The sequence below is a fragment of the Actinocatenispora sera genome (genome assembly GCF_018324685.1).
Classification (GTDB): domain Bacteria; phylum Actinomycetota; class Actinomycetes; order Mycobacteriales; family Micromonosporaceae; genus Actinocatenispora; species Actinocatenispora sera.
This window is the reverse complement of sequence record NZ_AP023354.1, coordinates 5,595,040-5,620,140: the sequence shown is the minus strand read 5'-3', so window position 1 is coordinate 5,620,140 and position 25,101 is coordinate 5,595,040. Positions and strand designations below refer to the sequence as shown.

Here is a 25,101-nt window from a genome sequence, read left to right as displayed (position 1 = left end):
GCGGGCCGCTCGACCGGGGTGCCGCCCTGCGTGGTGCGTGCCCTGCGTGGTGCGTGCCCTGCGTGGTGCGTGCCCTGCGTGGTGCGTGCCCTGCGTGGTGCGTGCCGCTCGGCCGGGGTGCCGCCCTGCGCCGCCCGGGGCTCGGCCAGGGTGCCGCACTGCGTGGTGCGTGCCGGCGGTCGACCGCGCCGCGCGCCGTCAGCCGAGCCAGACCGACTTGACGTTGCAGAACTCGCGGATGCCGTGCGCGGACAGCTCCCGGCCGTACCCGGAGCGCTTGATCCCGCCGAACGGCAGCTCCGGGTACGAGGTGACCATGCCGTTGACGAACACCGCGCCGGCGGCGAGCTCGTCGACGAACCGGTCCGCCTCGTTCGGGTCGGTGGTCCAGGCGTTCGCGCCGAGGCCGAAGCCGGTGTCGTTGGCGATCCGGATGGCGTCGTCGATGTCGCTGGCCCGGTAGAGCCCGGCGACGGGCCCGAACACCTCCTCGCCGTACATCTTCATGCCCGGGGTGAGGTCACCGACCACGGTCGGTGGGTAGTACCAGCCCTTGCGGTCCGGGCTGACCCCGCCGGTGAGTACCGTGGCGCCGCGGCCGACCGCGTCGGCCACCAGCTCCTCCACGTCGTCCCGGCCGGTCTCGGTGGCGAGCGGACCGACGTCGGTGATCTCGTCGGTGGGGTCGCCCATCCGCAACTCCTTCATCCGGGTCACGAACCGGGCCGAGAACTCGTCGAACACCTCGGTGTGCACGATGAACCGCTTCGCCGCGATGCAGGACTGGCCGTTGTTCTGCACCCGGGCGGTGACCCCGACCTGCGCCGCCCGGTCCAGGTCGGCCGACGGCATCACCACGAACGCATCCGAGCCGCCCAGCTCCAGTACCGTCTTCTTCACCTCGTCGCCGGCGATCGCCGCCACCGAGCGGCCGGCCGGCTCGCTGCCGGTCAGCGTCGCCGCCGCCACCCGCGGATCGCGCAGCACCCGCTCCACCTGGCCGGAGGAGATCAGCAGGGTCTGGAAGCAGCCGGCCGGGAACCCGGCCCGTTCGAACAGCTCGCCCAGGTAGAGCGCGGTCTGCGGCACGTTCGAGGCGTGCTTGAGCAGTCCGACGTTGCCGGCCATCAACGCCGGCGCCGCGAACCGCACCACCTGCCACAGCGGGAAGTTCCACGGCATCACCGCAAGGACCACGCCGAGCGGCTGGTAGCGGGCGTACGCGCGGCGGGCGCCGACCGCGGTCGCATCCGCCGGCTCGTCGGCGAGGAACTCCGCCGCCCGGTCGGCGTAGAAGCGCATCGCTCGGGCACACTTGCCGACCTCGGCCTGCGCCTGCCGCAGCGGCTTGCCCATCTCCGTGGTCATGGTGACCGCGGTCCGGTCGGCCTCGGCATCCAGCAGGTCCGCCGCGGCCCGCAGCCACTCGCCCCGCTGACCGTAGCTGGTGTTCCGATAGCCACCGAAGGTCTCGTACGCCCGCCTGATGCGCGCCGCGACCTCCTCGTCCGGGTACGGCTCGAAGGTGCGCAGCGTCTCGCCAGTCGCCGGATTCACCGTCGCGATCGCCATGCCGACAGCCTCGCCCCGCCGGCACCGCGCCGTGGCGGGTTTCGGCGATCCGGCCCGCCACAGGCACCCCCCCCCCCCCCCCCCCCCCGCGCGCCCCCGCCGCGTGCCCCCCGCGCGCCGCCCGCGCCCCCGCCGCGCGCCGCCCGCGTTGATCAAGGGATCGGGGCACGAAGTCCCAGATGGGGATGTCCCGATCCCTTGATCAACTTCGCGGGCCCTTGATCAACGCGCCCGGGGCCGGCGGTGCGGGCGCGGCCAAGTAGCCTGCCGTCGTGAGCGAACAGGGGTACCCGTGGCCGGCCGGCGCGGCCACCGGCGTCGGATCGCTGCCCGGTACCGACCCGGGCGAGGCGTTGCGGGTGGTGTTCGGCGAGCTGCCCGACCTGCCGTACCTGCCCGAGCTGCCCGACCGCGGCCCCGGCGCCGAGCTGCTCGGCCGTACCGCCGGGCTGCTCACCGAGCTTCCGGTCGAGCTGTACGCGGCCCGCTGGCGCATCGCCGCCCGCCCCGGCCGCGACCTGCGCCGAACCCGTGACCTGCTGGAACGCGACCTCGACCAGCTCGTCGAGGTGGCCGAGGGCTACACCGGGTTGCTGAAGGTCGCGGTCGGCGGGCCGTACACGCTCGCGGCCGGGCTGGAGCTGCCGTCCGGCGGCACGGTGCTGCGCGATGCCGGCGCGCTGCGCGACCTGACCGCCTCGCTGGCCGAGGGCGTCGCCGCGCACGTCGCCGACGTCGCCGCCCGGGTGCCGGGTGCCCGGGTGCTGCTGCAGCTCGACGAGCCCTCGCTGCCGGCGGTGCTCGCCGGGCGGGTGCGCACCGAGAGCGGCCTCGGCACCTACCGGCCGGTGGCCGAGCCGGACGCCACCGAGACCCTGCACACCGTGCTGGCCGCCGGCGGGGTGCCGGCGCTGGTGCACTGCTGCGCCGCCGACGTACCGGTCGGGCTGGTGCGGGCCGCCGGCGCCGCCGCGGTCGCGGTGGACACCGCGCTGCTGCCCTCGGACGCGGCGGGGCTGGACGCCTGGGGCGAGGCGCTGGACGCCGGGCTCGGCCTGTTCGCCGGTGCGGTGCCGGCCACCGCGTCGCGGGGCGCGGACGCGGCGGCGGCGGACGCGGTACGCGAGTTCTGGCACCGGCTCGGGCTGCCGCCGTCCCGGCTGCCCGGGCAGATGGTGCTCACGCAGGCGTGCGGGCTGGTCGGCGCCGGCCCGGACCAGGCCAGGGCGGCCCTGCGGTACGCCCGGGACGCCGCCCGCCGGATCGCCGACGAACCGGACGTCCGCTAGGGTCTGTTTCGGGCCCCCGGCCGAGCGACGCGAGGTGCGTTTGTCTGCTCGCAAGGCGAGCCGTTCGTGTGCCGGGCCTGCACACGGGCTGGGCGAGAACGCTGCGAGCGGGCAGACGGGGCCGCCGCAGCCGCACGCGGGACTCCGAAACCGACCCTGGAAGGTCTCTGCAAAGCTCCACGCGGAGCGAGCCGGGTGGCTGGCAATGCGGACCCGGCTCCGGGTGTCGATCACGATGCCGTGTCCGCTCGTCGACGGCCAACGCCCGGATCAGCCGGCGCAGCGCCGTCGCTCGCGGCGAAACCGGGTCGTCGCGGGGTGACGCGGGGTAGGGTGCGGCGCATGTCGGTGCCGAAGAAGCTGCCCCGCACCAAGTTCGCGCAGCTGTTGCAGACCCAGGTACGCAACGAGTTCACCGCGGCCCAGCAGTACGTCGCGGTGGCGGTCTGGTTCGACAACCGGGACCTGCCGCGGCTCGCCGCGCACTTCTACCGGCAGGCGCTCGAGGAGCGCAACCACGCGATGATGATGATCCAGTACCTGATGGACCAGAACATGCCGGTCGCGGTGCCGGGTGTGGACGAGGTGCGCAACGACTTCGACAACGCCGAGGAGCTGATCGCGCTCGCGCTGCAGCAGGAACGCGACGTGGCGGACGAGATCGACACGCTGATGGCCGCCGCCCGGGCCGACCACGACTACTCCGGCGAGACGTTCGTGCAGTGGTTCGTCAGCGAGCAGGTCGAGGAGATCGCCCAGATGTCGACCCTGCTCAACGTGGTGCGCCGCAGCAACGGCAACCTGTTCGACGTGGAGAACTTCCTCGCCCGGGAGCGGGTCGGGGACCAGTCGGTGAGCCCGACCGCGCCCCGGGCCGCCGGCGGCATCCTCTGACCCGGTCGCAGCGCGCCCTGGGCTGGAGCGCCACGCGGATCGTGGCGCCCGCCGAGCCGTGGGCGCCGGCCGAGCCGTGGGCGCCGGCCGAGCCGAGGCGCGGCTGCCGGCGGGAACGGCCGACCGGGTGCACGGCTCGTCGCGGAGCGTCTCGACGGTCCATCGACAGCGGGCCGACGCGCCCTGGACCGACGCAGCACCGGGCCGACGCAGCACCGGGCCGACGCAGCACCGGGCCGACGCGGTGCCGGGCCGATACGGTAACGGTGCCGGCAGCGGGCCGGCGACGACGCGACCGACCGGGAACGGGAGCCCATCGTGAGCACCAGCGGTAACGAGCTGTACGCCACGCCGACCGCCGAGCAGGTGGCCGCTGCCGGCGCGGAGCCGACCGCGGCGGCCCGGCAGCGGCATCGGGAGATCTCCGAGCAGATCGACGACCACCAGTACCGCTACTACGTGCTCGACGCGCCGACGGTCTCGGACGCGGAGTACGACCGGCTGATGCGCGAGCTGGAGCGGCTGGAGGACGAGTTCCCGGCGCTGCGCACGCCGAACTCGCCCACCCAGCGGGTCGGCGGTACCTACTCGACCCAGTTCACCGCGGTCGAGCACGTCGAGCGGATGCTCAGCCTGAGCAATGCCGTCACCGCGGAGGAGTTGACCGCGTGGGCGAATCGGGTCGAGCGGGAGGCCGGCGGCGCGCGGGTCTCCTACCTGTGCGAGCTGAAGGTCGACGGGCTGGCCGTCGACCTGGTCTACCGGGGCGGGCGGCTGGTGCGCGGCGCGACCCGAGGCGACGGCCGCACCGGCGAGGACATCACCCCCAACGTGCGCACCGTCGACGGCATCCCGGACGAACTGACCGGTTCCGACGAGTTCCCGGTCCCGGCGCTGGTGGAGGTGCGTGGCGAGATCTACTTCCCGGTCGAGAGGTTCACCGAGCTCAACGCGTCGCTGGTGGAGCAGGGCAAGCCGCCGTTCGCCAACCCGCGCAACGCCGCCGCCGGCAGCCTGCGGCAGAAGGACCCGCGGATCACCGCGCAGCGGCCGCTGCGGCTGATCGTGCACGGGCTCGGCGCCCGGGAGGGGTTCGAGCCGGCCCGGCAGTCCGAGGCGTACGCGGCGCTGCAGGCGTGGGGGCTGCCGACCTCGACGCGGTGGCGGGTGGTGTCGTCGCTGTCCGACGTCCAGGACTACATCGCCTACTACGGCAAGCACCGGCACCAGGTCGAGCACGAGATCGACGGTGTCGTGGTGAAGGTCGACGAGGTGAGCGTGCAGCGCCGGCTCGGCGCCACCAGCAAGGCGCCCCGGTGGGCCATCGCCTACAAGTACCCGCCCGAAGAGGTCAACACCAAGCTGACCGACATCCAGGTCAGCGTGGGTCGCACCGGCCGGGTCACGCCCTACGCGGTGCTCGAACCGGTCCGGGTGGCCGGCTCGACCGTCACGTTCGCCACCCTGCACAACGCCTCCGAGGTGAAGCGCAAGGGGGTGCTGATCGGCGACACCGTCGTGGTGCGCAAGGCCGGTGACGTGATCCCGGAGGTGGTCGGTCCGGTCGCCGACCTGCGGCCCGCCGACGCGCGCGAGTTCGTCATGCCGAGCCGCTGCCCGGAGTGCGACACCCCGTTGCGTCCGGAGAAGGAGGGCGACGCCGACATTCGCTGCCCGAACGCCCGGTACTGCCCGGCGCAGCGCCGGGAACGCGTCTTCCACCTGGCCGGACCCGAATCGTTCGACATCGAGGCGCTGGGGTACAAGGCGGCCACCGCGCTGCTGGACGACGGCGTCATCGTCGACGAGGGCGACCTGTTCGGGCTCGACGCGAAGCAACTCGCCGCCTCGCCCTTCTTCGTCAACAAGGACGGCACCCTCGGTAGCAACGCCCAGGCACTGCTCGAACATCTGGCCGCGGCGAAGTCCACGCCGCTGTGGCGGGTGCTCGTGGGCCTGTCCATCCGGCGTGTCGGGCCCGTCGCGGCACGGGCATTGGCCCGCGAGTTCTCCTCCATCGAGCGCATCGCGAACGCCGACCGGGCCGAGCTGGCCGCCGCGGACGGCGTGGGGCCGGCGATCGCCGAGGCGGTCCACGACTGGTTCACGGTCGACTGGCACCGCGAGATCATCGACAAGTGGCGCGCCGCCGGGGTCCGGATGGCGGAGGAACACGCCGACGACGAGCCACGGCCGCTGGCCGGGTCGACGATCGTGGTGACCGGCTCGCTCGCCGCTTACTCCCGGGACGAGGCGATCGAGGAGATCCAGTCCCGCGGCGGCAAGGTGACCGGCTCGGTGTCCAGGAAGACCGACTTCGTGGTGGTCGGCGAGAACCCGGGCAGCAAGTACGACAAGGCGGTGGCGCTGAAGGTGCCGGTGCTGGACGAGGACGGCTTCGCGGTGCTGCTGTCCGACGGTCCGGAAGCCGCGGCCGAACGCGCCCAGGTCGGCCCGGCGGAGGACACCACCGGCTCGGGCGTCGACGCAGAGTGACCAGATCGGGCCGCATCACCCGGAGGTAACAAAACGGCCGACTTTGTTCGCCGTTCGGCGGACACTCAGCGTTGTCACGGATGGCAGGTCCATACTGCGCCAGGTAGGCGTCACTGTGCCCGATCGACCTCGTTTCACACCGAGGTCGTCCAGTTGTGCGGGTCCACACGGCGCAACCTCGGCGACCGGCGGGCATGTGCCCCGGCGCGTCGGCCCGCCGGTGACCTTCTTCCGTCTCGGAGGGGTGGATGGAGTCGACGGCACTGCGCAACGAGCCGCCACTGCGGCACAAGCGGGTCTTCGTCGGCTACCTCGCCGCGGTGATCGCCGCCGGTGCCGCAGTCGTCGCGCTCGGCCTGCCCGGGCTCGTCCGCGCCATCCCGGACCTGCCGGTCGACGCCTGGTTGCTGATCCTGCTGGCGGCGGTGGTGGACGCCGGTCCGTTCAGCGGTCCGCGCCAGCGGAGCAGCTCGGTCGGGGTGTTCCCGTCGGTGTGCTTCGGGTTCACCGTGCTGCTGCTGTGGGGCCTCGGGCCGGCCGTGCTGCTCGCCGTCGTCGCCATCCTCGGGTCGACCTGGCGACTGCACGCGAAGTTGTGGCGCGCCGCGTTCAACCTGGCCCAGTACCTGCTCGCCTACGGGGCCGCCGCACTGGTGCTGCACACCGTCCGCGACGACGTGTTCCGCGCCACCGGCTGGCACGCGGTCGCGGTGGTCGGCGCCGCCGCCGCGTGGTTCGTCGTCAGCGAGTTGATCGTGGACACGGCGGTCCGGCTCCGGTTCGGCGGCAACTGGTGGTCGACGGTGTGGGGCGGGCTGTCCTTCGAGCTGCAGACCACCGGCGCGCTGCTGCTGCTCGCGCCGGTGCTGGCGGGTGCCATCAGCACCAGCCCGTGGCTGATCGCGCTGATCCTGGTGCCGCTGTTCGCGGTGTACCGCAGTGCCCGGGTCGCCGCCGAACGCGACCGGGAGTCCCGGCACGATCCGCTCACCGGCCTGGCCAACCGCAAGGCGCTGCAGGAACGCATCGAGGACGACATCGCCCGCCGGGACGGCGACGCGCGCCCCGGCCCGCTGCTGCTGGTGCTCGACTTGGACCGGTTCAAGGAGGTCAACGACGCGCTCGGGCACGGCGTCGGGGACCGGTTGCTGGTCGAGGCGGGCCGCCGGCTGCGGGCCCGGCTGCCCGAGGACGTGCTCGTCGCACGGCTGGGCGGGGACGAGTTCGCGGTGGTGCGCACCACGGTCGGCGACCTGGACACCGCGCACGCGTTCGCCGAGCGGGTCGCGGCCGTCCTGGCCGGGCCGGTACATCTGGACGGGATGCCGCTGGAGGTGGCGTCCTCGATCGGGGTGGCGGTGTACCCGCGGCACGGCACCGACTTCGACGAGCTGCTGCAGCACGCCGACGTCGCGATGTACGAGGCGAAGCAGCGCAACGACTCGGTCTCGGTGTACGCACCGGAGGCCGACCACAACTCCGCCGCCCGGCTCGGGCTGCTCGGCGACCTGCGCCGCGCGCTGGAGCGGCCGGACCGTCCCGAACTCGGCGAGCTGGGCGTGTTCTACCAGCCGCAGGTGGCGATCGACTCCGGCGAGGTGGTCGGGGTGGAGGCGCTGCTGCGCTGGCGCCACCCCGAGCACGGCATGGTCGGACCGGAGGAGGTGATCCGCGCCGCCGAGCACACCGCGGTGATGCGGCTGCTGACCTACCGGGTGCTCGACGAGGTGGTGGCGCGGGTGGCGCAGTGGCAGCGCGACGGGCTGCGGCTGCGGGCCGCGGTCAATGTCAGCGTCCGTGACCTGCACACCGCCGACCTGGTCGACCACCTCGCCGCCCTGCTGGACAAGCACGACGTGGCGCCGAGCCAGATCGAACTGGAGATCACCGAGGGCGCGCTGATGGCCGACCCGCGCCGGGTACTCGCCACGCTGCGCCGGCTCGACCGGCTCGGCATCGCGCTGTCGCTGGACGACTTCGGTACCGGCTACTCGTCGATGCTGCACCTGCGCCGGCTGCCGCTGTCCGAGGTGAAGATCGACCGGTCGTTCGTGCTGGGCATGGGCTCGGACCCGGACGACGCGGCGATCGTCCGGTCGATCATCGAGCTGGCCGGCGCGCTCGGCATGCGGGTGGTCGCCGAGGGCGTGGAGGACGAGCGCACCTGGCGCCGGCTGTCGTCGCTGGGCTGCCAGGTCGCCCAGGGCTGGTTCTACGCCCGGCCGATGCCGGCCGCCGAGTTGACCAGCTGGCTGGCCCGCTACCGCCCGCCCCGGGTGCGCCAGCCCGCCGACGCCGCCGACCCCGCCCACACCTGACGCCTTCGGTACCCTCCCGGCCCTGACTGGCGGCGGTACCTGCGGGCCACTACGCCAGGGCGGCGGCGAAGCCGTCTGGATTGTCGAGCATGACGTTGTGCCCGGCGTCGGCGACCACGCGTACCTCGACGCCCGCCTCGGCCAGCTCGGCGGCGCCGGCCAGCGGGCCGCTGCGGGCGCCCTGCACGTACACGGTCGGCATCGGCAGGTTGGTGATCGTGCCGCGCAGGTCGGCCGCGCCGAGGGACCGTTCGCTGCGGTAGACCGCGACCGGGTCGGCCAGCCGCATGGTCGCGGCCCACTCCTCACCCACCGCGGTCAGCGTGCGGGCGAACCCCTCGGCGGCGAAGGACTCCTCGTCCCAGCCGTCGAGGCGGCGCCGCGGTGTCGGGTCGAGGTTGGCCTCGACCGCGACCAGCCGCGAGACCAGGTCGGGTCGGCGGGCGGCGAGCAGGATCGCGACGGCGCCGCCCATGCTGTGCGCCACCACCTCCGCGGCGCGTACGCCGGCGGAGTCCAGTGCGGCGGCGAGCGCCTCGGCCTGTGCGGCCAGCGTGTACGAGAAGTCCGCGGGCCGGTCGCTGATCCCGTACCCGAGCAGGTCGACGAGCAGCGAACGCCGGCGGGCATCGGCCGGATGCGTCGCGGCGCCGGCGAAGTACGCCGGCGAGCTGGACCCGAGGCCGTGCACGTACACCCGGGCCGGGTCGGTGCCGGGTAGTTCGACCCAGCGCATCCGCGCGTCGGGGCGTACCTGGGCGTGGCGGATGGTCATTCGGGCACCTGTCCTTCGGTGAGGGTCGGCCGGCCGGTGGGCACACGTCGCGAGGGACGGCGCCCTCCGACTATCTCGAATCGAGGTATGTTGGTGAGGACTCTAATAGAGGTAGGTCGGATCGAGTCAACTCGTTACGATGGTTTGTGAGCCGACCGACAGGAGGGCCATGCTGAGCCTGTGCATCCTCGGGTTCCTCGCCGAGGAGCCGTTGCACGCCTACGAGCTGAGGTCGCGGATCTCCGGGCTGTCCGGGCACGTCCGCCCGGTCAGTGACGGCGCGCTCTACCCCGCGATCAACCGGCTGCGCGCCGCCGGGTACCTCGACCGGCATCAGCAGCAGGGGGCCGGTGCGACGCCCCGCCAGGTGCTGTCGCTCACCGAGTCCGGCCGGGCCGAGCTGCTGCGGCGGCTGCGCGAGCCCGGCGAGGTCGAGATCACCGACCGCAACTCGTTCTTCGTCCTGATGGCGTTCCTGTCGCGCTTGCCGGACGTGGCCGACCAACTCGCGGTGCTGCGCCGCCGGCTGGACTTCTACTCGCAGCCGGCGAGCTTCTTCTACGACCGCGGCCGGCCCCGGCGCGCCGCCGAGATGACCGACCGGTACCGCCGGGGCATGCTGACGCTGGGCGCCGCCACCCGAAAGGCGGACAAGGAATGGCTGCGGGCGACGATCGCCGAGCTGGAGGCCGAGCTGGCCGGCCGGTAGCGACCGGGCGCCGGTGGGGCGGGCTGGCTGGCGGTGGACCGGGAAGAAGCGGGCGAGGGCGCCGCAATAGACTCGCGGAGACGCTGCGTAGCGCGTACGAATGCGCAGGTGGACCGGTGCCCGCCGGTCGAGATCACACCCAAGCCAAGACCGACAAGGAGCCAGTGATGGCCGCCATCTCCCGCGAGGAGGTCGCGCACCTCGCGCACCTCGCGCGGCTTGCCGTGACCGAGGACGAGCTGGACACGTTCGCCGGCCAGCTCGATCAGATCGTGTCGTCGGTGGCGCGGATCGGCGAGGTCGCCGCCGACGACATCCCGCCGACCTCGCACGCGGTGCCGTTGACCAACGTGATGCGCGCCGACGAGCCGCGCCCCGGGCTGTCCCGCGAGGCGGCGCTGGCCGGCGCGCCGGCGGTCGAGAACGACCGGTTCCGGGTGCCGCAGATCCTGTCCGAGGAGACCTGAGGTGCGCGCGCAGATCAGCGGCCCGGCAGCGAGTGGGGAGCGGGCATGAGTGAGCTGACCGGCCGGACGGCCGAGGAGCTGGGTGCGGCGATCGCCGCCGGCGAGACGTCCGCGGTCGAGGTGACCCGGGCCCACCTGGATCGCATCGACGCGGTGGATCCCGCCGTGCACGCGTTCCTGCACGTGGCCGGCGAGTCCGCGGTGGCGCAGGCGGCCGAGGTGGACCGGCGGATCGCGGCGGGGGAGAAGCTCGGCCCGCTGGCCGGGGTCCCGATCGCGGTCAAGGACATCATCGTCACCCAGGACATGCCGACCACCGCCGGCTCGAAGATCCTGGAGAACTGGCTCCCGCCGTACGACGCGACGCTGGTGCGCAAGCTGCGCGAGGCGGGCCTGGTCGTCCTGGGCAAGACCAACATGGACGAGTTCGCGATGGGCTCGTCCACCGAATACTCCGCGTACGGGCCGACCTGCAACCCGTGGGACACCGGCCGGATCCCGGGCGGCTCCGGCGGCGGCTCGGCCGCGGCGGTCGCGGCCCGCGAGGCGCCGCTCGCCATCGGTACCGACACCGGCGGCTCGATCCGCCAGCCCGGCGCGGTGACCGGCACCGTCGGCGCGAAACCCACCTACGGCGGCGTCTCCCGGTACGGGCTGATCGCGTTCTCCTCGTCGCTGGACCAGGCCGGCCCGGTGACCCGGACGGTGACCGACGCGGCGCTGCTGCACGAGGTCATCGGCGGCCACGACCGGTGCGACTCCACCAGCATCGACGCCCCGGTACCGCCGGTCGTCGAGGCGGCCCGCCGCGGCCTGACCGGCGACCTGACCGGGGTGAAGGTCGGCGTGGTGCGCGAGTTCGCCGCGGCGCAGGGCGCCGAGCCGGGTGTGGTGGCGGCGTTCGAGGCCGGCGTGCAGACGCTGACCAAGCTCGGCGCCGAGGTGGTCGAGGTCAGCTGCCCGCACTTCGAGTACGCGCTGCCCGCCTACTACCTGATCGCGCCGAGCGAGTGCTCGTCGAACCTGGCCCGGTTCGACGGCGTGCGCTACGGCCTGCGGGTCGGTGACGATGGCAGCCGCGCGCTGGAGGAGGTCATGTCGCTGACCCGCGACCGCGGCTTCGGCCCGGAGGTCAAGCGGCGGATCATCCTCGGCACCTACGCGCTGTCCGCCGGCTACTACGACGCCTTCTACGGCCAGGCGCAGAAGGTGCGCACGCTGGTCACCCGCGACTTCACCGCCGCGTTCGAGCAGGTCGACGTGCTGGCCGCGCCGACCACGCCGTTCGTGGCGTTCCCGTTCGGCTCGCGCACCGCCGACCCGACCCAGATGTACCTCGCGGATCTGTACACGATCCCGTCCAACCTGTACGGCGGGCCGGCCATCTCCGTCCCTTGTGGACTGTCGGAGGGGCTGCCGGTGGGCCTGCAGATCATGGCGCCGACCATGGCCGACGACCGGATGTACCGGGTGGCCGCGGCGCTGGAGTCGACCCAGTCCCCGCGCCTGGCGGACCAGACCCCGGAGGTGACGGCATGACCACGGCAGTGAGCGACCTCAGCGACGTGCTGAGCCGGTACGAGGTGGTCATGGGGCTGGAGGTGCACGTCGAACTCGGGACCCGGACGAAGATGTTCTGCTCCTGCCCGACCACGTTCGGCGCCGAGCCCAACACCCAGATCTGCCCGGTGTGCCTCGGCATGCCCGGCGCGCTGCCGGTGGTCAACGCGGTCGGCGTGGAGTCGGCGATCAAGATCGGCCTGGCGCTGGGCTGCAACATCGCGCAGTGGTGCCGGTTCGCCCGGAAGAACTACTTCTACCCGGACATGCCGAAGAACTTCCAGACCAGCCAGTACGACGAGCCGATCTGCTTCGACGGCTCGATCGACGTCGAGGTGGACGGCAAGCCGGTCACGATCGGCATCGAGCGCGCGCACATGGAGGAGGACACCGGCAAGTCGCTGCACGTGGGCGGCGCCACCGGCCGCATCCACGGAGCCACCCACTCGCTGCTGGACTTCAACCGGGCCGGCATCCCGCTGGTGGAGATCGTCACCAAGCCGATCGTCGGCGCCGGCGCCGACGCGCCGGCGATCGCCCGGGCGTACGTGGCGGCCATCCGCGACATCGTCCGCGCGCTGGGCGTGTCCGACGCGCGGATGGACCAGGGCTCGATCCGCGCCGACGTGAACGTCTCGCTGATGCCGATCGGTGCGACCGAGTTCGGTACCCGCACCGAGACCAAGAACGTCAACTCGCTGCGCAGCGTGGAGCGTACGGTCCGGTTCGAGATGCGGCGGCAGGCCGAGGTGCTGGACGGCGGCGGCGTCATCCACCAGGAGACCCGGCACTTCAACGAGGCAACCGGCGAGACGATGGGCGGACGGGTCAAGGAGACCGCCACCGACTACCGGTACTTCCCGGAGCCCGACCTGGTGCCGCTCGCTCCGGAGCGCGCATGGGTGGACAAGCTGCGTGCCGAGCTGCCCGAGCTGCCGGCCGCCAAGCGCGCCCGGCTGCGGTCCGAGTGGAACCTGTCCGAGCTGGACATGCAGGCGATCGACAACGCGGGCGCGTTCGACCTGATCGAGGCGACCGTCTCGGCCGGCGCGAGCCCGGAGTCGGCCCGCAAGTGGTGGCTGGGTGAGCTGTCCCGCTACGCCAACGAGCACGACGCCGAGCTCGCCGAGCTGACCGCGACCCCCGCGCACGTCGCCGAACTCCAGTCACTGGTGGACGGCGGCCGGCTGACCGACAAGCTGGCCCGTACCGTGCTTTCCGGCGTGCTGGCCGGCGAGGGCACCCCGGCCGAGGTCATGGCGGCCCGCAACCTGGAGGTCGTCAACGACACCGGCGCGCTGACCGCCGCCGTCGACGAGGCGATCGCGGCCAACCCGGACGTCGCCGCGAAGGTACGCGACGGCAAGGTGGCCGCCGCCGGCGTCCTGGTCGGCGCGGTGATGAAGGCGACCCGCGGCCAGGCCGACGCGAAGTCGGTGCGCGAGCTGATCATCGCCCGGCTCGGCGCGCAGTAGCGAGCCCGCCCGACGGCTCGGCGTCTCGGGGGAGACGCCCGACGGCTCGGTGTCTCGTGGGGACGCCCGACGGCTCGGCGTCTCGCGGGAGACGCCGGGCCGTCGCCGTTTCGCCGCGCGGGTGGGATAGCGTGACAGGCCGTCGCCGACGTGCGTGGAGGGACCATGGCTGACCTCATTCGGACCGAGTTCGAGGTGCTGGACGAGCGGTTCCGCCCGGTCAACGGCGACGAGTGGGTCGAGCGGTTGCACACCGGATGCCGGTGGGTGGAGGGCCCGACGTACTTCCCGGCCGGGCGCTACCTGATCTTCAGCGACATCCCGAACGACCGGGTCCTGCGCTGGGACGAAACGACCGGTGCCGTTGGTGTCTTCCGGGCGCCGGCCGGGTACGCCAACGGGCACACCCGGGACGGGCAGGGCCGGCTCGTCAGCTGCGAGCACGGCAACCGCCGGGTGACCCGGACCGAGCACGACGGCAGCGTCACGGTGCTGGCCGACCGGTACCAGGGGAAGCGGTTCAACAGCCCGAACGACGTGGTGGTGCACCCGGACGGCTCGGTCTGGTTCACCGACCCGGACTACGGCATCTCCAGCGACTACGAGGGCAACCGCGCCGACAGCGAGATCGGCGCCTGCCACGTGTACCGGCTGGACCCGGACGGCACCGTCCGGGTCGTCGCCGACGACTTCCACCGCCCCAACGGCCTGGCGTTCGACGCGGACTGGACGAGCCTGTACATCGTCGACACGCCGCGCAAGCACATCCGCCGGTTCGACGTGACCGACGAGGTGCTCGGCGGCGGGATGCTGGGCGGCGGCGAGGTGTTCGCCGACTGCGACGCCGGCTCGTTCGACGGCATTCGGTTCGACGACGCGGGCCGGTTGTGGGCGGCCGCCCACGACGGGGTGCACTGCTTCGCCGCCGACGGCGACCTGATCGGCAAGCTGCGGCTGCCGGAGATCGTCTCGAACCTCACGTTCGGCGGGCCGAAGCGCAACCACCTGTTCGTCACCGCCAGCACCTCGGTGTACTCGTTGCGGCTCACCATCAACGGCCTGCGCTGACCGGCGCCGCGGGCGGCCGGCCGGTGCGCCGGGACGGACGGCGAGGAGCCGTCAGCGGCGCGGCGTCGGTGACGACGCGCCGGACGGCGAGCCCGAGCCCGAGCCGCTGGGGGAGGGCGACTCGCCGGGCTTGCCGTCCCCGACGATGTGCCGCTGCAGCGTCACCTCGGACTGTCCGGTGCCGCCGACGCTGATCTCGTCGTACGCCTTGAGCGCGTGCTGGGTGTCGAAGTAGAGCACCGACAGCTCCAGCGGCGTCGGCGTCTTCGGCTCCAGCCCGCGCAGCCCGGCGGCACCGGTCGACCCCTCCACCATCAGCTGGGTACCGCTGCCCAGGTTGCGCGTCTCGCGGTGGTGCAGGTGCCCGGCGAGCACCAGCGGTACATTGCCGGCCAGCGCCGGCGCGGCACCGGGGTCGTGCACCAGCGCCACGTTCACCGGCGCGTCGACGTGGTCCTTGTCGTACCCCTGGATCGTGCCGGCGAGCTGCTTGCCGGACTCCTCGACGGTGAGGTCCTTCGGCTCCGGGTCGTTCGGGTTGGCCGGTTCGGTGTCCTTGTCCGGGGTGAACCGGGGGTCGCCGATGCCGGCGAAGGTGATCCCGTCGACGGCGCGCACCTGGTTCTCCAGCACGATCGCGCCCTGCTTGCGTACCGCGGCGGCGGTCGCCGGCGAGTCGTGGTTGCCGCGCACGTACACGTACGGCACCTTGATGTTCTTGACGTTGGCGATGTAGGCGTCCTCCTGCTTGGAGCCCCAGTCGACGATGTCGCCGGTGTCCACCACGAGGTCGATGTTGTACTGCTTGACGACCGTCTCGACCACGCCCCAGGCGGCCGGGTTGAGGTGCATGTCGGAGATGTGCAGCACCCGGGTGGTGCCCTCGCTCGGCTCGTAGACCGGCAGGTTGGAGACCGTGCCGTACAGCTTGGCGACGTTGTCGACCAGCCGCTGCAGCTCCTGGGAGTACTGGCCGTAGTTGTTCACGATGTTGCGGGCGTCGCCGACCACCGCCGGCGCCATCGTCAGCAGCCCTTCGTACCGTGGCTCCTCGATCGACTGCGGCCGGAACGAGGCGGCGGTCCAGGCGCCGGCGCCGGCGAGCAGCAGCACCGACATCCCGGCCGCGATCGCGGTGCGCCGCCACCGGCGGAACACCAGCGCGTTCAGCACCACCCCGCCGAGCAGCGCCGACGCACCGGCCTGGATGGCGAGCAGCTCGATGCCGTGCTTGAGGTCGCCGATCGCGTGCTGGCTGGCCGCGGCGATCCCGTTCGGGTCGCTGACGAGCGCCTCGGCCCGCTTGCGGTCCAGCGAACCGAGGTTGATGGTCAGGTGCAGCGGCCCGTCGTGGCTGTCCAGCGACAGCGACCCGAGCGGCGGGATCTGCACCTTGGTGTCGCCGACCAGGCTCGGGGTGATCGCCAGGTGCGCCTGGAACGGGCCGACCGCGGCCGATCGCTGGCCACCCAGCAGCAGCCCGCCGGCCATCCCGATCAGCGTCACCACCAGCATCAACAGGTACCGGCAGGTGATCCGTCCGGGCCGGCTGGACAGCGCCGCGCGGACCCGCCCGGCGCCGGTGCGCAACCGGCGGGTGGCCGGCTGAAGTGCCTCGGCGACTCCCGCGGCGGACGCCGCCACGCGGTGCGGGTCACTGGTCACGCTGAACTCCGTCGGGTTGGCGGCACGGCCGGCCCCCATGGTGCCGCGAAGTGCGGACCGCTACCACTTCACACGCGGGGCGCCCCGCGCTGCCGTGACGTACCGTCGCCAAATCGCGGCGTGGAGTCAGCTCTTGTCCACCTTGTTGCCGCCCGAGATCACCAGCCGCAGGATGCGGTCGTCGTCGCCGATCGGCGAGCCGCGACCGTCCTTGTTGGAGGTGGACACCCACAGCGTGCCGTCCGGCGCGGCCACCACCGCCCGCAGCCGCCCGTACTGTTTGTCCAGCGTGTGCTGGGGTGCGCCGAGGATGCCGCCCTTGCCGTCGAGCTGCATCAGGTACACCCGCTGGCCGGCAAGGCAGCCGGTCACCAGGATCGAGCCGGAGATCGCGGCGCCGGAGCAGGACGCCTGCGAGGGCTTGAACGTCTCCAGCGGGTTGGTGTACGCGGAGTTGCCGCTCTTGCCCTCGGCCTTGGGCCAGCCGTAGTTCCTGCCGGGCTTGATCAGGTTGACCTCGTCCCACCTGTCCTGGCCGAACTCGGTCGCGTACAGCCGCTTGCCGCGGTCCCAGGCGAGGCCCTGCACGTTGCGGTGCCCGTAGGAGTAGACCAGCGAGTCGCCGAACGGGTTGCCCGGCGCGGGTTTGCCGCCGGTGGTCATCCGCAGGATCTTGCCGCCCAGGCTGGACTTGTCCTGCGCGTTGCTGGTCTCGGTGCCGTCGCCGGTGCCGGCGTACAGGTAGCCGTCCGGGCCGAACGCGAGCGCGCCGCCGTTGTGCACCGAGGCGTGCGGGATGCCGGTGACGATCGGCTTCGGGGTACCACCGAGCTTGAGCTTGGCGATCCGGTTGTCCTCGGCGGTCGAGTAGTAGACGAAGACCGTCTTGTCGGTGGCGTACTTCGGCGAGACCGCGATGCCCAGCAGCCCGCCCTCGCCGTCGTGCACCGACTGCTTGATCGTCTGTACGGTCGTCGGCTTCGCCACGCTGCCGCCGCGGGACTTGAGCTTGAGGATCTTGCCGCTGTCTCGTTCGGTGATCAGCGCCGACCCGTCGGGCAGGAAGGCGATGCCCCACGGGACGGTCAGCCGCTTCGCGATCACCTGCACGGTGGCGCCGCCGTCGTCGGAGTCCGACGACACCGACGGGCTCGGCAGCTTCGGCGGCGTGCCCTGGTCTTCCTCGTTCGGCGGCCCGAACGCGCAGCCGGCGCTGGCCAGCACGGTGAGCAGTCCGGCGAGTCCGGCGGCCGCCAGCCGCCGGCGGAGGGCGTGGGTCGTCACCCCGCCAGCCTAGGACCCGCGCCTGGGCACCGGCTGACCGCCCGCGACGTGGCCGTACGGGTGGCGGGCCGGCTCGCAGTGCCCACCGGCGATGCGCTGCCCTGCCCGTGCGCTATGGTTCGATAGTTGTCGAACATGAGGCGCGATCGTGGGAGGGGACCTCGATGAAGGTCGTCGGTGTGACCGAGTTCGGCGGGCCCGAACAGCTGCGCAGCCTGGACGTGCCGGAGCCGCACGCCGGCCCGGGGCAGGTACGGATCAGGGTCGCAGCGGCTGCCGTCAACCCCACCGACGCGGGGCTGCGCGCCGGCGGCCACCGTGCCCGGCTCACCGCGCAGGACCCGCCGTACGTCCCGGGCATGGACGCCGCCGGCACGATCGACGAGGTCGGGGCCGACGTCACCGGGCGCGCGGTCGGTGAGCAGGTGATGGCGATCGCGGTCCCCACCAGCCCGACCAAGGGCGCCTACACCGAGCTGCTCGTGGTGCCGGCCGCCCAGGCGGTCCCGGTACCCGCGGGGCTGAGCCTGGTCGAGGCCGCGACCGTACCGATGAACGGGCTGACGACGGTGCTCGCGCTCGACGCGCTCGCGCTGCGGCCGGGCGACACCCTCGCGGTGACCGGCGCGGCCGGCGCGGTCGGCGGGTACGCCATCCAGCTCGGCCGGGAGCGTGGCCTGCGGGTGCTCGCCGACGCGGCGCCCGCGGACCGGAAGCTGATCACCGCGCTCGGCGCGGACGTCGTGGTGGACCGTGGCGAGGACGTGGCGCAGCGGTTCCGGAACGAGGCGCCGGACGGGGTGCCGGGCCTGATCGACGCGGCGGTGCTGGACGAGCTGATCGTGCCGGCGGTGGCCGACGGCGGCGGCATCGCCTCGCTCCGGTACTGGGAGGGCGAGCCGGGGCGCGGGATCACCGTGCACCGCATCAGGGTCGCCGCGGCGGCGCACCGGACCGATGTGCTCGACGGGCTGCGCCGGGCCGCCGAGGCCGGCGTGCTCACCGCGCGGGTCGCCGACACGTACCCGGCCGACCGGGCCGCCGACGCGCACCGCCGGCTCGCCGCCGGCGGCACCCGGGGCCGCCTCGTGCTCACCTTCTGACCGGCCGCGGCTGCTGTTCGGCGACGGGCGCGCCCTTCGCGAGCGGCGGTGGGCCGGCGCGTTCGAGCGATGTCAGCGCGCGGGTGTGGACAACGGCGGGCCGGCGCGTTCGAGCGACGTCAGCGCGCGGGTGTGGACGGCCGCGCGCCGGCGCCGGTGGCCGGTGCCGCGTCGTCGTCGGACGCCGCGCCCTCGTCGGACACCGTGGCTTCGTCGGACGCCGTGGCCTCGTCGGACGCCGTGACCTCGTCGGCGGCGGTGTCGGCGGCCTGCTCGGCCGGCTCGCCGGGGCCCTCATCGTCGGCCTCCGCGGCCGCGGGGGCCCCGGCCACCCGCAGGCCGAGCGCCTCGGCGAGCACCGGCACCCGGGTACCGGGCACCGCGGGCAGCCACACCGCCCGGTCGTCGGCCAGCACCGCGCTGACCCTCCGGTGAGTGATCGTGAAGCCACGGATGTCGGCCGGCTCGATGGTGCGGGACCCGACCGGCCACCGCACGACCAGCCGCCCGCCGCGCACGTCCACCCCGGCCCGCCAGCCCCACACCAGCACGGCGAACGGGATGAGCAGCACGAAGGCGAACGGCCACCCGGCGACGGTGAGCGGAACCGTGCCGCACAGCGCCACGAACGCCGCGATCGGCATGGCCGCGTTGTAGCGGAAGCGGGCGGTCACGTCTGTTGCCACGTCGCCCATCGTCGCACTCCCACCCGGCGGTCCGGTAGCCGACCCGGCGCGGGCCGGCGGCATCCGTGCCCCGGCCCGGCCGGTAGCCGCCCCCGGGTGCGGCCGGCGGAGCCCCTTCCTCCGGCCCGCACCGGGCCCGGCGGCTCAGTCGTCGGCATCCCCGGCGAGGATGCGGTAGATGTCCCGACGTGCCCGGTCGAGCACCCGCCGGGCGGCGTCGACCGCCTCGGGCGTGCCGGCGTGCACCACCTGGCCGGTGGCGGCGTGCACCGCGGCGAGCGACTGCCACAGCTCGGTCGGCTCGTCCGACGCCGCCTCGGCGGCGTTGGCGAACGGTGCGGCCAGCTCGTCCGGGTGCTCCTGCACGTACGTTCGGCCCGCGTCGGTGAGGTCGAACTCGCGGCGCCGCGCACTGCCCGACTCCTCGACCAGTTCCTCGTCGGTCAGCTGGGACAGCGCCGGATAGACCGACCCGGGGCTCGGCCGCCAGACGCCGCCGGAGCGGCGGGCGATCTCGCGGATGAGCTGGTAGCCGTTGCGCGGCTGCTCGGCGAGCAGCGCGAGGACCGCGGCCCGCACGTCGCCGCGCCGGACCCGCGCGCCGCGTCGCGGAGCACCCGGACCGAACCCCGGCCCGTACGGCCCCGGGCCGCCGAACCCGGGCATGCCGAACCCGGGGCCGGGCGGGCCGAAGCCGGGCGGCGGGCCGAAGCCGGGTCCGGGGTTCGGGCCGAAACCGGGCGCGGGCGGCGGGCCGGGCGGCACCGGCGGTACGGGCGGGCCGCCGTCGCCGGCGGAGCGCCAGCCCGGCTCGTCGCCGGCGGGGCGCCAGCCCGGCTCGTCGCCGGCCGGGGGCTCGGGCTCGATCGAGTCGAACGGGTCCGCGGCCTCGTCGGGCGGTGCGGGCGCCTCCGGTGGCGCGCCCGGATGTGGCGGCCACCCGTACGGCGGCCCCGGCGGGTCGGAGTGGCCCCAGCCGGCCGGCGGTCCTGGCGGGACCGGGTGGACCCAGTCCGCCGGCGGGACCGGGTGGGCGCGGTCCGGGGGCGGGGCCGGATGCGGCGGCACGGGGGGCGGCGCGTTCGTGGGGTGCGGACCGAAGCGGGCGTCGTGGAACGGCCGGGCGCCCGGCGGAACCGGCGCACCGGCCGGGTGCGGCCCGTGGCCGTGGTGCGGCGAGAACATGCGCGTCTCCTCGATTGATCGGAACAGGTCGCGATGGTTCGACGATATATCGCGATGATCGGCCTGTCGAGGGTTCTGCAAACGTGACCGGAACCACGCGTTCCCCGACTCGTTGTCACCTGTGTCGGTGACTGTGCACCCGACAGGGGGACGCGGGCGTGGGCCGCACGCCGCACCCGGCGCGCACGCGGGCCTCGCGGAGAGGGGTTGACGGCGGATGACGACGACGGCCATCTCGCGGGCGTTGCGACACTCCGGCTGGTCGACGGCAGCCTGGGTGCTCCTGTCGGTCGCCCCGGTGGTGTACGGGTGGGCCATCCTCGCGGCGCTCGCCGGCGTGCTGCCGGCCCGCGCCGCGCTCGCCGCGATCGGCGTCGGCCCGGTGCTGTGCGCCGTGCTGCTGGTGCGGCTGGCGCTGGTGCTGCCGCACGGTGCCTGCCGGGGCGCCGGCATGCTGGCGCTGGGCTCGCTCGCCGCCGGCGCCGCGTTGGTCGTGCTCGCCGCCGTACCGCACGGCTGGGGCGCCCGGTTGCTCGCGATCGGCTTCACCATCTCGGCCGCACTGTGCCTGCTCGGCCTGCTGATGCTGCCCGGTACGGCGCCGAACTGGCGGATCCGGCTGCGCCGGCTGCTGGACGGGTTCGGCATCGGGATCAGCGTGTTCTACGCGGCCTGGCTGCTCGTGATCGTGCCGCTGGAGGGCGACGGGCTGGGCCCGTCCGGACCCCGGGTGCTGCTTGCCGTCCTCGTCTGGCTGGTCGCGGCGGTGTCGCTGGCCTGCACGGTACTGATCAGCGCCCGCGCCTTCCGCTACCGGCGGGCGGCGCTCGCCTGCGGCGCGGGCGTCGCGCTGGTGCTGCTGGGCCAGGCGGTACTGGTGGTCCTGGTGCTACTGCGCGTCCCCCCGGCCGCGCTGTTCGCGGCCGCCGCCGGCACCGTGGCCGGGCCGGCGCTGATCTTCCTCGGCGCCTCCCGCAGCGGCACGCGCACCGACACCACCGGCGTGACCCAGCCGAGCTCGTTCGCCGGGATGCCGCTGCTGTCGGTGCCGGTCGCGCTCGCCGTGGTCGCCACCGTGTACCACCTCGCCACCGTCGGGACCTTCGGCACCTACTCGGCCGGGGTGGCCGTGCTGGTGGTGCTCACCGTGGCCGGCCGGGAGGCCTTCGCGGTGTTCGACGTGCGCTGCTACGCCGCCGAGCTGGCCGAGCAGGAGGCGCGGTTCCGGTCGATCGTGGCCGGCTCGGACGACGTGACGATGGTGCTGGACGAGAGCCTGATCGTGCGCTGGCAATCGCCGGCCGCGGCCCGCCGGTTCGGGCTGTCCGATGCCGAGGTGCTGGGCCGACCGTTCAGCGCGCTGTTCCACCCGGAGGATGCGCCGTCGCTGGCCGAGCAGCTGCGCGAGCTGCTGGTCGACCCGCCGGACGCCCGGGTGCTGGTCAGCGGCCGGCTCCGGGACGGCTTCGGTACCTGGCGGTTCACCGAGTCCAGCGCGACCGACCACCGGGACGAGCCGGCGGTGGCCGGGGTGGTGGTGCACCTGCGCGATGTCAGCGCGAACCGCGAGCTGACCCACCAGGTCAGCCGGCTGACCTACAGCGACCCGCTGACCGGGCTGCCGAACCGGCGGGCGCTGCTGCGTACCCTCGCCGAGCTGCATGACCGGCCGCACCCGTGGCGCGGCTGCGTACTGGTGCTCGACCTGTCCGGGGTGCAGGAGGTCAACGAGACCCGCGGTCGCGAGGTCGGCGACGCGGTACTGGTGGAGGTGGCGCGGCGGCTGCGCGCGGCGCTGGCGCCCGACCACGTGCTGGCGCGGCTCGGCGGCGACGAGTTCGCGGTACTGGTCGGCTGCGCCCCGGCGACCGCGGACGGGGTCGCGGCCCGGCTGATCGGCGTGCTGGCCGAGCCGTACGCGGTGGGCGGCGGCCGGGTGCTGCTCGGGGCCAGCGCCGGGGTGGCCGAGTTCGTCCCGACCGCCACGCCGGACGAGCTGGTGGCCGGCGCGGACGTGGCGATGCGGCGGGCGAAGACGTTGGGCGGCAACAGGTCCGAGCGTTACGACGAGTCGCTGGAGGTGCAGCTGATGCGTCGCTCGATGCTGACCGCGGAGCTGCCCGGCGCGGACCGGCGCGGCGAGCTCGACCTGCTGTACCAGCCGATCGTGGCGGTCGGCGACCGGCGCCCGGTGGCGGTGGAGGCGTTGCTGCGCTGGCGGCACCCGCAGCTGGGCACGGTGAACCCGGAGGAGTTCGTCCCGATCGCGGAGGCGGCCGGGTTGATCGACGAGATCGGCGGCTGGGTGCTGCACCAGGCCTGCCGGCGGGTGGCCACCTGGCGTGCCGACGACCGGCCGGTACAGGTGGCGGTCAACCTCTCGGCGGTCCAGCTGCGCGAGCCGGACTTCGTCGCCCAGGTCGCCGCGGTCCTCGACGCGTACGAGGTGCCGCCGGAGGCGCTGATCGTGGAGGCCGGCGAGGCGGACGTGGTGGCCGACGTGCCGGCCGCGGTACGCACCCTCGGTGGGTTGCGGGAGCTCGGCGTCCGGGTGGCGCTGGACGACTTCGGTACCGGGCACAGCGCGCTGACCTACCTGCGCCGGCTGCCGGTGGACATCCTGAAGGCCGACCGCGCGCTGATCGCGGAGCCGGTCAGTCCGGGTGCGCCGGCCGCGCCGCTCGCCGAGATCGTGGTACGCCTCGGCGAGCGGCTCGGCATGTCGGTGGTGGCGGAGGGCGTCGAGACCGCGGAGCAGGTGGCCGCGCTCGCCGCGGCGGGCTGCGGCTACGCCCAGGGGTACCTGTTCGGCCGGCCGATGCCGGTGGAGCACGTGGAGGCGTTCTTCGACCTGCACTCCGACGGCGTTCCCCGGGTCATCGGTCCATCCACTGTGGAGTGACAGGCCGATCGTGCGGCCCGGCGGGGCGTCGACCGACGGCGCCGTGCCGGCATCGCGCGCATTCACTCGCCCGGGATCCTGCCCAGCTGGTCGGTTTGTCCGCCATGTGAAGGCTACGGCCGTGACAAGTTATACCCGTGTGGACCGTCCCGGGAGCCGCTCGCGCGGGTAACGTCCGGAGAAACTGCATGTCGGGCGGTGGCCCGCGGTCGAGGAAGGAAGGCGCTCGATGCCGAAGGCGAGCAGGCGGCCATGACCGCCGCCGGATCCGCCGCGGGCGCGCCCCGCGGCGTCGCCGTCACCGGCTTCGGTGCGGTGACGCCGGTCGGCAACGACCGGGAGAGCACCTGGCGTGCCCTGCTCGCCGGCCGGTCCGGCGTCGGCCCCATCACCGCGTTCGACCCGGCCGGGGCGCCGGTCCGGATCGCCGCCGAGGTGCGCGACTTCGATCCGGCCGCGGTCCTGACCGGCAAGCGGTTGCGCCGCTCGGCCCGGTTCACCCGGTTCGCGGTCGCCGCGGCCCGCGAGGCGGTCGCCGACGCCGGGCTGCGGATCGGCACCGCGGCGACGGCCGGCGAACCGGCCCCGGCGCGCGCCGCGGGCGACGCCGGTCCAGCGCCCGCGAGCACCCGGCCGGACCCCGACGCGGTACCGGCGGACCGGGTCGGGGTGATCGTCAACGCCGCGGTCGCCGGGTTCGACACGATCGAGGGCGCGACCCGGCAGCTGCTCGCGGGCGACGAGCGGCACATCTCGCCGTACTTCGTGGCCTCGTCGCTGACCAACATGCCGGCCTGCGAGGTGGCCATCGACCTGGGCGTGCACGGACCGGTGACGGCGAGCGCGCTGGCTTGCGCGAGCGGGTTGTACGCGTTCGTCGAGGCGCGGCGGCTGATCGCGGCCGGCGAGGCGGACGTGGTGATCTGCGGCGGTACCGACGCGGCGATCACCCCGGTGATGTTCGCCGGGCTCGGCCGGATGGGCGCGCTGTCCACCCGCAACGACGATCCGGCGGCGGCGAGCCGGCCGTTCGACGCCGACCGGGACGGCTTCGTGTTCGGCGAGGGCGCCGTGCTCGCCGTACTGGAGTCCGCCGAGCACGCGGCGCGGCGCGGCGCGGCGCCGTACGCGACGCTCGCCGGTGGCGCGCTGACCGCGGACGCGTTCCACGTCAGCGCGCCCGATCCGACCGCGGCGCAGGCCACCGCGGCGATCACCGGCGCGCTGCGCAACGCCGACGTCAAACCCGACGAGGTGGACTATGTCTGCGCGCACGGCACCGGGACCAGGGCGAACGACCGGACCGAGACGGCGGCGCTGCACGCGGCGTTCGGCTCGGCCGCCGACCGGCTGGCGATCTCCAGCCCGAAGTCGATGGTCGGCCACATGATCGGCGCGGCCGGCGCGCTCGGCGCGATGGTCTGCGCGCTCGCCGTCCGGGACGGCCGGGTGCCGCCGACGATCAACCTGGACACCCCGGATCCGGAGTGCGACCTGGACTACGTACCGCACGCGGCCCGGACGCTGCCGGTGTCCGCGGCGATCGCGGACGCGTTCGGCTTCGGCGGCCAGAACTGCGTCGCGGTCTTCACCCGACCCGACTGATCCCCGCGACAGCGCCGGCGGCGCCGGCCCGACTGGTGTTGAGAGGCA

At 73.9% G+C, this 25,101-nt stretch carries 18 protein-coding genes; 12 read left to right on the top strand and 6 right to left on the bottom strand.

Going from position 1 to position 25,101, the window contains the following annotated elements:
* Positions 1 to 198: 198 nt before the first annotated feature.
* A complete protein-coding gene (locus Asera_RS26445) occupies positions 199 to 1,572 on the bottom strand; it encodes an NADP-dependent succinic semialdehyde dehydrogenase (RefSeq protein ID WP_030444497.1) in 1,374 nt (457 codons plus the stop codon).
* A 272-nt stretch (positions 1,573 to 1,844) separates the two neighbouring features.
* Between Asera_RS26445 and Asera_RS26440 the strand changes: the two genes are divergently transcribed.
* The 4 genes from Asera_RS26440 to Asera_RS26425 all read left to right on the top strand — a co-directional run bounded on the left by Asera_RS26440 (position 1,845) and on the right by Asera_RS26425 (position 8,569).
* Positions 1,845 to 2,861 (top strand): uroporphyrinogen decarboxylase/cobalamine-independent methonine synthase family protein, encoded by a 1,017-nt coding sequence (locus Asera_RS26440; protein WP_030448204.1) that lies wholly within the window; start codon positions 1,845 to 1,847, stop codon positions 2,859 to 2,861.
* Between the two features lie 342 nt (positions 2,862 to 3,203).
* On the top strand, positions 3,204 to 3,755 hold the full coding sequence (locus tag Asera_RS26435; RefSeq protein ID WP_030448203.1) for a ferritin: 552 nt from the start codon (positions 3,204 to 3,206) through the stop codon (positions 3,753 to 3,755).
* A gap of 318 nt (positions 3,756 to 4,073) precedes the next feature.
* Positions 4,074 to 6,251 (top strand): NAD-dependent DNA ligase LigA, encoded by a 2,178-nt coding sequence (ligA, locus tag Asera_RS26430; protein WP_244844031.1) that lies wholly within the window; start codon positions 4,074 to 4,076, stop codon positions 6,249 to 6,251.
* Positions 6,252 to 6,499: 248 nt separating this feature from the next.
* Positions 6,500 to 8,569: a putative bifunctional diguanylate cyclase/phosphodiesterase gene (locus tag Asera_RS26425; RefSeq protein WP_030448200.1), complete on the top strand. Its 2,070-nt coding sequence runs from the start codon at positions 6,500 to 6,502 to the stop codon at positions 8,567 to 8,569.
* 49 nt (positions 8,570 to 8,618) lie between these two features.
* Here the strand turns inward: Asera_RS26425 and Asera_RS26420 are convergent, their stop codons facing one another.
* On the bottom strand, positions 8,619 to 9,344 hold the full coding sequence (locus Asera_RS26420; protein ID WP_051802693.1) for an alpha/beta fold hydrolase: 726 nt from the start codon (positions 9,342 to 9,344) through the stop codon (positions 8,619 to 8,621).
* Between the two features lie 169 nt (positions 9,345 to 9,513).
* Between Asera_RS26420 and Asera_RS26415 the strand changes: the two genes are divergently transcribed.
* The 5 genes from Asera_RS26415 to Asera_RS26395 all read left to right on the top strand — a co-directional run bounded on the left by Asera_RS26415 (position 9,514) and on the right by Asera_RS26395 (position 14,623).
* Positions 9,514 to 10,053 carry a PadR family transcriptional regulator gene (locus tag Asera_RS26415; protein WP_030448198.1) on the top strand — a complete coding sequence of 180 codons (540 nt, stop codon included), beginning with the start codon at positions 9,514 to 9,516 and terminating at the stop codon, positions 10,051 to 10,053.
* 167 nt (positions 10,054 to 10,220) lie between these two features.
* The gene (gatC, locus tag Asera_RS26410) at positions 10,221 to 10,520 is read left to right on the top strand and encodes an Asp-tRNA(Asn)/Glu-tRNA(Gln) amidotransferase subunit GatC (protein WP_030448197.1); all 300 of its coding nucleotides are present in this window, start codon (positions 10,221 to 10,223) and stop codon (positions 10,518 to 10,520) included.
* A 45-nt stretch (positions 10,521 to 10,565) separates the two neighbouring features.
* Positions 10,566 to 12,059, top strand: coding sequence for an Asp-tRNA(Asn)/Glu-tRNA(Gln) amidotransferase subunit GatA (gatA, locus tag Asera_RS26405; RefSeq protein ID WP_030448196.1), 1,494 nt, complete (start codon positions 10,566 to 10,568; stop codon positions 12,057 to 12,059).
* The gene (gatB, locus tag Asera_RS26400; protein ID WP_030448195.1) at positions 12,056 to 13,555 is read left to right on the top strand and encodes an Asp-tRNA(Asn)/Glu-tRNA(Gln) amidotransferase subunit GatB; all 1,500 of its coding nucleotides are present in this window, start codon (positions 12,056 to 12,058) and stop codon (positions 13,553 to 13,555) included. The genes gatA and gatB overlap by 4 nt, the downstream gene beginning before the upstream one ends.
* Before the next feature lie 165 nt (positions 13,556 to 13,720).
* Positions 13,721 to 14,623, top strand: coding sequence for an SMP-30/gluconolactonase/LRE family protein (locus tag Asera_RS26395; RefSeq protein WP_030448194.1), 903 nt, complete (start codon positions 13,721 to 13,723; stop codon positions 14,621 to 14,623).
* Between the two features lie 51 nt (positions 14,624 to 14,674).
* On the opposite strand, the gene Asera_RS26390 is transcribed toward Asera_RS26395, so the two are convergent.
* Positions 14,675 to 16,288, bottom strand: a complete 1,614-nt coding sequence (locus tag Asera_RS26390) for a metallophosphoesterase (RefSeq protein WP_169745883.1) — start codon at positions 16,286 to 16,288, stop codon at positions 14,675 to 14,677.
* Between the two features lie 126 nt (positions 16,289 to 16,414).
* Positions 16,415 to 17,572: a PQQ-dependent sugar dehydrogenase gene (locus Asera_RS26385; protein WP_030448192.1), complete on the bottom strand. Its 1,158-nt coding sequence runs from the start codon at positions 17,570 to 17,572 to the stop codon at positions 16,415 to 16,417.
* Positions 17,573 to 17,736: 164 nt separating this feature from the next.
* On the opposite strand from Asera_RS26385, the gene Asera_RS26380 reads away from it, so the two are divergent.
* Entirely contained in the window at positions 17,737 to 18,675 is a 939-nt protein-coding gene (locus Asera_RS26380) for an NADP-dependent oxidoreductase (RefSeq protein WP_030448191.1), read from the top strand.
* Positions 18,676 to 18,794: 119 nt separating this feature from the next.
* Here the strand turns inward: Asera_RS26380 and Asera_RS26375 are convergent, their stop codons facing one another.
* Positions 18,795 to 19,361, bottom strand: coding sequence for a PH domain-containing protein (locus Asera_RS26375; RefSeq protein ID WP_157035035.1), 567 nt, complete (start codon positions 19,359 to 19,361; stop codon positions 18,795 to 18,797).
* A gap of 144 nt (positions 19,362 to 19,505) precedes the next feature.
* The gene (locus tag Asera_RS33325; RefSeq protein WP_051802691.1) at positions 19,506 to 20,546 is read right to left on the bottom strand and encodes a PadR family transcriptional regulator; all 1,041 of its coding nucleotides are present in this window, start codon (positions 20,544 to 20,546) and stop codon (positions 19,506 to 19,508) included.
* 217 nt (positions 20,547 to 20,763) lie between these two features.
* On the opposite strand from Asera_RS33325, the gene Asera_RS26365 reads away from it, so the two are divergent.
* Positions 20,764 to 23,448: a putative bifunctional diguanylate cyclase/phosphodiesterase gene (locus Asera_RS26365; RefSeq protein ID WP_084132306.1), complete on the top strand. Its 2,685-nt coding sequence runs from the start codon at positions 20,764 to 20,766 to the stop codon at positions 23,446 to 23,448.
* Positions 23,449 to 23,700: 252 nt separating this feature from the next.
* Positions 23,701 to 25,053 (top strand): beta-ketoacyl-[acyl-carrier-protein] synthase family protein, encoded by a 1,353-nt coding sequence (locus Asera_RS26360; RefSeq protein WP_051802689.1) that lies wholly within the window; start codon positions 23,701 to 23,703, stop codon positions 25,051 to 25,053.
* Positions 25,054 to 25,101: the final 48 nt, after the last annotated feature.

Coding starts and splice junctions, on each gene's coding strand:
- Asera_RS26445 (WP_030444497.1), bottom strand. CDS start 1,572: ATGGCGATCGCGACGGTGAATCCGGCGACTGGCGAGACGCTGCGCACC.
- Asera_RS26435 (WP_030448203.1), top strand. CDS start 3,204: ATGTCGGTGCCGAAGAAGCTGCCCCGCACCAAGTTCGCGCAGCTGTTG.
- Asera_RS26425 (WP_030448200.1), top strand. CDS start 6,500: ATGGAGTCGACGGCACTGCGCAACGAGCCGCCACTGCGGCACAAGCGG.
- Asera_RS26420 (WP_051802693.1), bottom strand. CDS start 9,344: ATGACCATCCGCCACGCCCAGGTACGCCCCGACGCGCGGATGCGCTGG.
- Asera_RS26415 (WP_030448198.1), top strand. CDS start 9,514: ATGCTGAGCCTGTGCATCCTCGGGTTCCTCGCCGAGGAGCCGTTGCAC.
- gatC (WP_030448197.1), top strand. CDS start 10,221: ATGGCCGCCATCTCCCGCGAGGAGGTCGCGCACCTCGCGCACCTCGCG.
- gatA (WP_030448196.1), top strand. CDS start 10,566: ATGAGTGAGCTGACCGGCCGGACGGCCGAGGAGCTGGGTGCGGCGATC.
- gatB (WP_030448195.1), top strand. CDS start 12,056: ATGACCACGGCAGTGAGCGACCTCAGCGACGTGCTGAGCCGGTACGAG.
- Asera_RS26395 (WP_030448194.1), top strand. CDS start 13,721: ATGGCTGACCTCATTCGGACCGAGTTCGAGGTGCTGGACGAGCGGTTC.
- Asera_RS26380 (WP_030448191.1), top strand. CDS start 17,737: ATGAAGGTCGTCGGTGTGACCGAGTTCGGCGGGCCCGAACAGCTGCGC.
- Asera_RS33325 (WP_051802691.1), bottom strand. CDS start 20,546: ATGTTCTCGCCGCACCACGGCCACGGGCCGCACCCGGCCGGTGCGCCG.
- Asera_RS26365 (WP_084132306.1), top strand. CDS start 20,764: ATGACGACGACGGCCATCTCGCGGGCGTTGCGACACTCCGGCTGGTCG.
- Asera_RS26360 (WP_051802689.1), top strand. CDS start 23,701: ATGACCGCCGCCGGATCCGCCGCGGGCGCGCCCCGCGGCGTCGCCGTC.